Genomic DNA, 6,070 nt, shown 5'->3' on the forward strand with positions numbered 1-6,070 from the left:
GCTAAAAAGCTATATGAAAAGTACAATAGTCCCAAGTATAGAAAACAGTATAATGAACATATTAAGGGATTAAGCAATGGGGTGCTATCGTCCTTACCAGATCCTGATAAGGTTAGGATACGGGTTTATGCCACCCAAAGTACACATAAAACATTGAGCAGTTTTAGACAAGGTTCCATGATTCATATCTGGGACGAAGATTTTCGCAGAAAAAGTGAAAATACATTTCTTGAAGCCTATATGACACATACCTCTACTTCTCCAAATTATCAAATGCTGGCCTCATTGGATGTAGGCAGAAGGCAGGTACAGCTAGAGGGGTTCGAATTGGTTGAAAAGAGCATTGAAATGGCCATGGTGTTAAGGGCTAAGGTGAATGACAATCCTCAATTGAGCAAGTATTTTGATGTGCTTACCGTACATGATTTTATTCCGAATAAATATCGCCAAACCGGTCTTAAGGAATACTACACCAAGCATGAAGGTTGGAACCGAATGAACGAGGCTTGGGAAAAAGACGAATTTGTCTTAGACCCTACCAAAATAACTTTGTACATCGGTAAGACAGGTGTGGATGGAGATACCTTTAAGAACAAATACCTAATGGATAAATTCAATATCCAGATCAATAAAACCTCCAGGAACACGGTGTTATTCATGACCAATATAGGAACAACAAGAGGCAGTATTACGTATCTTATCAATGCCCTTTTAAAAATTTCGGATGAACTAGATGAAGAGTTCAAATCCTTGAGTGAGAAGGAAAAAGAAATAAGGGATAAAAGGATATATTCATTGACCAAGGAAGTTCCCCCTTTACCTGATTTTAGTTATTTCCATCATTCATTTCAGGCCGTACCAGGTGTTCCCGGAGGGAATTTACGGGAAGCTTATTTCCTTGCGTACGACGAAGAAAATTATGAATATGTTCCCTTAAACGAGTGTTTGTCAGTAATGGGTACAGGCAGAAAATTAGTTGCTTCCACTTTTGTAATTCCATATCCCCCGGGGTTTCCTGTATTAGTTCCGGGCCAGGTGGTAAGCGATGAGATCATCAATTTCCTGACCGCACTGGATGTGAGCGAAATACACGGATATCGATCCGATCTAGGCCTGCGTGTATTCAAGAATAAGATCCTGGACCGGCACAAGATCACCACTTCCATTGGCGGCATGTCTATTGGAAAGAAGAAAAAACAACTAATCTAATCATTGAAAATAAAAAAATGAGCACTAAAAAATCTACAACAACTAAGAAAGTTACCAAGCCTGTGGCCAAAGCTGTAGCCAAGAAAGCAGTCCCAACTAAGAAAGTCGCAAAGCTTGCAGCAAAACCAGTAGCAAAGGCTGTAACAAAGCCAGTAGCGAAGAAAACCAACCCTGCGAAAAAAGCGGTAACCGCAGATGTACTCAATGGCGTTCCAGATATAAGAAGATTCTTTTATAAAAACGAGACCCCTCTTTATTTTATAAGTGCCACAAATTTTAATATGCTAGGTGCTGATGAATGGATCAAGGGATTTAAGTTTATATGCCATATAGAATGTTTTGACGGGCAACACCCGAATGTTTTTTCCCCTAAGGAGGAAATTCCGCATGACGAATTCACAAGTATAGAAGACATCAACAATTATCTCCTTCAGCATCCGGAAGTTCAAGATTATTTAACCTCCAGGAAAATAGGAAAGTCGGCCGGAAAGGCCATGTTTTTAATGTTTGATGAAAAAACGGAGAAGCTCGCAAAAAAATTAGGTCTGCAGGTGATGTTCCCTACAGCCAAGATGCGGACGTTTATGGACAATAAGGTGAATACCAACCGCATTGCCGAAAAGGCCGGCGTACCATGTGTACCTTATGTACTCTCCCCTGTTTTGGATTATGGCCACTTGAAGAAAGTTTCTAAGGTTCTTGGCAATGATCTGGTAATCCAAACGCCTTTTGGAGATTCGGGTCATACTACATTTTTTATCTCCAATGAGGAAGAATTTAAAAAATACGAAGAGGAAATTGTCAAAGAAAAGGAAGTGAAAATAATGAAACGTATCAATTGCAAGGGATCTGCAATTGAGGCTTGTGTTACCAGACATGGTACCATCGTCGCCCCCTTAATGACAGAGCTTGTCGGCTTTAAAGAGATGACCCCATACAAAGGCGGTTGGTGCGGTAATGAAATTTATCCCAATGCCTTTACAGCGGATATAAGGAAAAAGGCAACTAAATACACGCAACTTTTTGGTGATCAATTGAGGAAGGAAGGGTACAAAGGATATTTTGAATTAGATTTTCTAATCGATCAGGACAATGGTGAGATTTATCTTGGGGAACTGAACCCAAGGGTAACCGGAGCAAGTTCTATTACCAATCACGCGGTTTTTGCCTTGGCAGACGCCCCTCTTTTTGTATTCCATATTTTGGAATGGATGGATGTGGACTATAAACTGAATGTAAATGAACTAAATGCGAGATGGGCAAGACAAGAGAACATAGACGGGTGGAGCCAGTTGATCATCAAACATACAGAAGATACTATCGAGTATGTATCCGAGGCGCCAAAATCCGGGATTTATAAAATGTTCGATAATGGTCATATTCAATTCGACAGAATGGATACCCATAGAAGAGCAGTGGAAACAGAAAATGAGGCATTTTTCCTTCATATCGCCAAACAAGGGGATTATTTATACGAAGGAGCCGATATGGGCATCCTTGTATCAAGAGGCAGAATGATGACCGATAATTTTCAACTCAACAAACGGGCAAAAGATTGGATAAAGGCCATTCGCGGAAAATATGTCTCACAAGTCATAGAAGACAAACGCGAAAAAATAGCACTCAGCGGCAGCCTAACGAAGTAATATGGAATTTAAGAGCATTAACCCATACAACGGCCAGGTCGTGGGCCGTTACACGTCGCTTACTCAAAAAGAATTGGATGAACGGCTTAATAATAGCCAGAAAGCCTTTGAATCCTGGCGTACGGTACCACTTTCGGAACGTTGCAAATTACTTAAAAAAGCCGGACAAGTATTGCGAGACAATGTGGAAGAGTATGCACAAATGATCAGCCTGGAAATGGGAAAACCTATTAAGGAATCCAGGTCGGAAGTAAACAAATGTGCTTGGGTATGCGACTATTATTCGGAAAATGCCCCGGCCTTTCTAGCAGACGAAGCCATAAGCACTGATGCCGATAAAAGCTTTGTGAAGCATGACCCAATTGGAGGTGTTTTGGCGATAATGCCCTGGAACTTTCCTTTCTGGCAGGTCTTCAGATATGCGGCTCCAACCTTAACCGCGGGTAACACCGGATTATTGAAACATGCTCCTAACGTATTTGGCTGTGCCCAACAGATTGAGGAAGTATTCACCAGGGCCGGTTATCCTTCCTATGTGTTTCAAAACTTGATCGTACATCACGATCAAACGGAAAAAATTATTTATAGTGATGGCGTAAAAGCAGTAACGCTAACCGGAAGTGAAAGGGCAGGTTCGGCTGTTGCGGAGATTTCGGGCCGACATATAAAAAAAACGGTGCTGGAACTCGGCGGGAATAATGCATTTATAGTTTGGGAAGATGCGGATATAGATAATTCCGTAAAAATTGCCATAACGGCCCGTATGCTCAATTGTGGACAAAGCTGTATCGCGGCCAAACGCTTTATTTTATTGGAAGGTATTTATGATGAGTTCGTTCTGAAATTCACCAAAGCAGTTCAACAGTTGAAAGCCGGAGACCCATTGGATGAAAACACAAGCATTGGCCCACTGGCACGTTTAGACCTTGCCGATCAGCTGAACACACAAGTGAAAGAATCGGTTGCACAAGGAGCTAAACTCTTGTTGGGTGGTAAGCAAAATGGCTGTTACCACGAACCTACTATATTGGGGGATGTGGTACCTGGTATGGCTGCTTTTGATCAGGAGACCTTTGGGCCTTTGGCCGCTATGATCAAAGCCAGGGATATAAATCATGCATTCGCCCTCTCGGAAAATTCCAAATACGGACTGGGAGTAACGGTGTGTACCACAAATACAGACAAGGCCATTAACTATGCTGAAAAGGTTAGTGATGGCGCCTATTTTATTAATGAATTGGTGAAGTCTGATCCCAGACTGCCCTTTGGAGGCACCAAGAAATCTGGCTACGGACGCGAACTGGCCAAAGATGGGATGATGGAGTTTGTAAATCGTAAAACCGTTTATGTAAAACGCTAACAGATAGCTTTACTCTTTAATCCATAGCAAATAGACTAAGCTAAAGACAAGGTTTTTATTGTTTATATGGACTGCCGATAAAATAGGGATCCTGCATGGCCGTGCGAAAAGTACTAAGTGCCTCGGGTGATGAATTGACACGCCAATCGAGTTCCTTATTGATGTTAAACCAGGTGAAGATCTTTAGTCTGGGATACTCCGTTTTTATTTTTGTAAATGCATCCCTGACCCAGGCTGCTTTATTAAAATTCCCCGATTGGAACTCACCAGTTCCAAATTCGGCTATCATCATAGGTTGTTTCCCAAGGACCGCGCAGGAGTCATACAGGTCTCTAAAACAATTGTCGAAATCGCGCAGTGGTCTTGCCCCACCCCATGGATCCTGTGGGTAAAAATTATAGCCATCTAAGCCTATCCAATCAACATAGGCATCACCAGGCCAATAATTGGAAACATCGTTCCATGCCTCTGTCGACAAATCCGTAGATGGTCCATGAGGAACCCACAGCCATTTAACATTGTCTGCGCCTATCTTTTTAAAACGGTCCACCACATATTTCCATACGGCAACCACTTTTTCCGGACCTCCTTCCACATTTCCATTCTTATTGCCACTCCATACATACCAGTTACCATTAAATTCATGCAAAAATCGGATCAATACTCTTTGATCGAATGCCTTAGCATCCCTGGCAAACCTATCGATGTATTCGTCGTATTTTCCAGCGAGCACATCATTGAACCCTTCGTACCCATTTGGGCCCGTTTGGCGCGTGTTATTAGGATCCTTTGAGGGCCAGAACAATTCCCAGGTAAGGTGAGGAATAATTCCTCGTTTGTACAACATTTCACAACTTTTGGTTGGAAATTCATCATCCCAGGTTGGGAACCAAACCACGGAACCTATTTTGTGGCCTATGATCTTTTCAAAATCATTGATCTCTTGTTCATCAGCGCTGGGTAATGTTTCATTGCCATTTTCAGGATACATCCCTATGACACACCCATCCCAATCCCCTTCCTTTTCTCTGGTTCTATCTAAACAGCCAAAACTCAATGATATAACTACTAGTAGCAGTAAAATGGTAACATCTCTTTTAAACATTATTTTATTATTTATAATTCATTATTCAATACACCCTACTATGTTGTTCACTTTTTTTAATCGCCTTTTTAAGTCGTGACATTCTGGTTTCCTCTTTTTTGGCGCTTATGATCCAATAAACAATCATTTTTCTATAGGAAGGTGCTTGCTTTTTAAAAAAGTCCCATGCCTTTTTGTTGTTTTGAAAGCGATTTTTAAAATCCGCGCTGAGGTCAACTGGAGTTTTGTCATATGAATATACCTTGGATTTATTTTTCTTCCGCAGCTCATACGCTTTTAGGCCTGCTTCCTTCATCAGTCCGGCCGCAGTAAGCTCATTTACTTTCTTAATGTTCACAGCGCTCCAATTACTTGTCTTTCTCCTTGGTGTAAATCGAATACAATAACTCTCTGTTCCCAGAGACTTTCTCAGACCATCGATCCACCCATAGCAAATTGCCTGATCAACAGATTCCGACCAGGTCATAGACGGTTTTCCGGTTTTCACTTTGTAATAACCAACCCACAATTCCGATTCCTGACTATGATTTATTTCCAACCAATTTCGAAATTCTTTCTGATCATTGAAAAATATGGGCGTCATTTTCACATTTCAATTTATTATTTTCAAATAATGACCGGTGCTACTAAGATAATCTACTGGAAAAAGTAACTATTGTTTTTTGAGCACATTTATTCCTGTTATTGCCATAGTAGTTAACATTCCTGGGAACAAGGCACCGGCAACACCTGCCGAATAATTCATTTTTA

Annotated in this window: 4 protein-coding genes and 1 pseudogene; 3 read left to right on the top strand and 2 right to left on the bottom strand. The window is 41.2% G+C overall.

Features of this window, described 5'->3' with window-relative positions; genetic code table 11:
• From Q0X72_RS12765 to Q0X72_RS12775, 3 genes and pseudogenes are all read left to right on the top strand, one after another.
• Positions 1 to 1,209 (top strand): annotated as a pseudogene (locus Q0X72_RS12765) (ornithine decarboxylase); the annotation flags it as partial.
• 17 nt (positions 1,210 to 1,226) lie between these two features.
• Positions 1,227 to 2,855, top strand: a complete 1,629-nt coding sequence (locus tag Q0X72_RS12770) for a biotin carboxylase (protein WP_297766131.1) — start codon at positions 1,227 to 1,229, stop codon at positions 2,853 to 2,855.
• A gap of 1 nt (position 2,856) precedes the next feature.
• Entirely contained in the window at positions 2,857 to 4,215 is a 1,359-nt protein-coding gene (locus Q0X72_RS12775; RefSeq protein ID WP_297766133.1) for an NAD-dependent succinate-semialdehyde dehydrogenase, read from the top strand.
• 55 nt (positions 4,216 to 4,270) lie between these two features.
• Here the strand turns inward: Q0X72_RS12775 and Q0X72_RS12780 are convergent, their stop codons facing one another.
• Complete coding sequence (locus Q0X72_RS12780) at positions 4,271 to 5,320, bottom strand: glycoside hydrolase family 26 protein (protein ID WP_297766135.1); 1,050 nt, start codon at positions 5,318 to 5,320, stop codon at positions 4,271 to 4,273.
• A gap of 25 nt (positions 5,321 to 5,345) precedes the next feature.
• Complete coding sequence (locus Q0X72_RS12785) at positions 5,346 to 5,903, bottom strand: YdeI family protein (RefSeq protein WP_297766137.1); 558 nt, start codon at positions 5,901 to 5,903, stop codon at positions 5,346 to 5,348.
• Between the last annotated feature and the right edge of the window lie 167 nt (positions 5,904 to 6,070).

This window comes from uncultured Muriicola sp. (genome assembly GCF_947258935.1).
Lineage (GTDB): Bacteria > Bacteroidota > Bacteroidia > Flavobacteriales > Flavobacteriaceae > Muriicola.

Excerpts from the sequence above, each read along its gene's own strand:
- Q0X72_RS12770 (WP_297766131.1), top strand. The coding sequence starts at position 1,227 with ATGAGCACTAAAAAATCTACAACAACTAAGAAAGTTACCAAGCCTGTG.
- Q0X72_RS12775 (WP_297766133.1), top strand. The coding sequence starts at position 2,857 with ATGGAATTTAAGAGCATTAACCCATACAACGGCCAGGTCGTGGGCCGT.
- Q0X72_RS12780 (WP_297766135.1), bottom strand. The coding sequence starts at position 5,320 with ATGTTTAAAAGAGATGTTACCATTTTACTGCTACTAGTAGTTATATCA.
- Q0X72_RS12785 (WP_297766137.1), bottom strand. The coding sequence starts at position 5,903 with ATGACGCCCATATTTTTCAATGATCAGAAAGAATTTCGAAATTGGTTG.